The organism is Mesorhizobium sp. M7A.F.Ca.CA.004.04.2.1, assembly GCF_004022825.1.
GTDB lineage: Bacteria > Pseudomonadota > Alphaproteobacteria > Rhizobiales > Rhizobiaceae > Mesorhizobium.
In genome coordinates this window covers 1-1,854 of sequence record NZ_RZPH01001122.1, presented here as the reverse complement: position 1 = coordinate 1,854, position 1,854 = coordinate 1, and the positions used below count along the sequence as shown (strand labels likewise).

Annotated in this window: 1 protein-coding gene; it reads left to right on the top strand. The window is 64.5% G+C overall.

Annotation, left to right across the window (positions count from 1 at the left end; all coding sequences use genetic code 11):
- Positions 1-438 precede the first annotated feature (438 nt).
- On the top strand, positions 439-1,854 hold a 1,416-nt coding region (gene purH, locus EN893_RS32000), incomplete at its 3' end, for a bifunctional phosphoribosylaminoimidazolecarboxamide formyltransferase/IMP cyclohydrolase (protein ID WP_128362096.1).

The window sequence follows — 1,854 nt, the reverse complement described above, 5'->3', positions numbered from 1 at the left end:
GTCGAGGAATCAATCTATTTCGCCGGCCTTGGCGGCCCACGCCGCAGCCGCCAGATCGTGCTTGCCTTCAAAGCCTCGGAAATCGCCGAAGTCCACTGGCAGCTGACGCGCACCAGCATCGCCGGTCATCCGGAAAACAACTGATCCTCCTGGCAGGGCTTCGAACGCAGGTTAACAAAAGGCCTGACGACAACCAGTTCGGCGGCATCGGCAGCTTGCGTCGGCAACGATAGGAATTTTTTCTTGACTCGGTGACCTCAGCTATGGTACAAATTCGCCCATGGTGCTGATTTGCGCCAGTGACCCGCCGCACAGGCGGGTTTTTCGTTTTAATACGGATTCGTTGCCTTGCCCCACCTGACCGCCGGTTTGATTTCCGGACGGCATGTGCTACGGGCGCGGGCATCCATCACACCAGTCGTGAAAGGCTGCCAGCCCATGGCCGTCGCCGCCAAGAACATTCCCGCACCAGACCTTGTTCCCGTGCGTCGCGCCCTGCTCTCCGTTTTCGACAAGACCGGCCTCATCGATTTCGCCAAAGCGCTGGCAGCCGCAGGCGTAGAGCTGGTCTCGACCGGCGGCACGGCAAAGGCGATCGCTGACGCGGGCCTTCCGGTGCGCGACGTCTCCGAGCTCACCGGTTTCCCCGAGATCATGGACGGCCGCGTCAAGACCTTGCATCCTGGGGTGCATGGCGCGCTGCTTGGCGTGCGCGACGATCCGGAGCATTCCGCGGCAATGCGCAAATACGGCATCGAGCCGATCGATCTCGTCGTCTCCAATCTCTATCCGTTCGAGGAGGTCCGCCGCTCCGGCGCCGACTACGCGTCGATCGTCGAAAACATCGACATTGGCGGGCCGGCGATGATCCGCGCCTCGGCCAAGAACCACGCCTATGTCGCCATCGTCACCGACCCCGGCGATTACGCCTCGGTGCTGAATGCGCTGGAGATGAACATCGGCTCGCTGTCGCTGGATTTCCGCAAGAAGCTGGCCGCCAAGGCCTTCGCCCGCACCGCCAGCTATGACGCGGCGATCTCCGGCTGGTTCGCCGAAGCGCTCGAGATCGAACATCCGACATGGCGCGCCTTTGGCGGCAGGTTGGTCGAGGTGATGCGCTATGGCGAGAACCCGCATCAGAGCGCCGGCTTCTACGTCAACGGCGACAAGCGCCCGGGCGTCGCCACGGCGCGCCAGCTGCAGGGCAAGCAGCTATCCTACAACAACATCAACGACACCGACGCCGCCTTCGAACTGGTCGGCGAGTTCGACCCCGACCTTTCCGCCGCCGTCGCCATCATCAAGCACGCCAATCCGTGCGGCGTTGCCGAAGGCGACTCGCTGAAAGCCGCCTACGCCAAGGCGCTGGCCTGCGACCCGGTCTCGGCCTTCGGCGGCATCATCGCCGTCAACCGCACCCTCGACGCCGAGGCGGCGGAAGAGATCGTAAAAACCTTCACCGAGGTAATCATCGCGCCCGGCGCCACCGACGAGGCAGCGGCCATCGTGGCGGCGAAAAAGAATTTGCGCCTGCTGGTCACCGGTGGGCTGCCGGACCCGCGCACGCCGGGTACGACGGTCAAATCCGTCGCCGGCGGCCTGCTCATCCAGGGCCGGGACAACGCCGTCGTCGACGACCTCGAACTGAAAGTGGTGACCAAGCGGGCGCCGACGCCGGCCGAAATGGCCGACCTGAAATTCGCCTTCCGCATCGCCAAGCACGTCAAGTCCAACGCCATCGTCTACGTCAGGGACGGCGCCACCGTCGGCATCGGCGCCGGCCAGATGAGCCGGGTCGATTCCTCACGCATCGCCGCTCGCAAGGCACTCGACGCCCCCGAGGCCGCGCGCCTT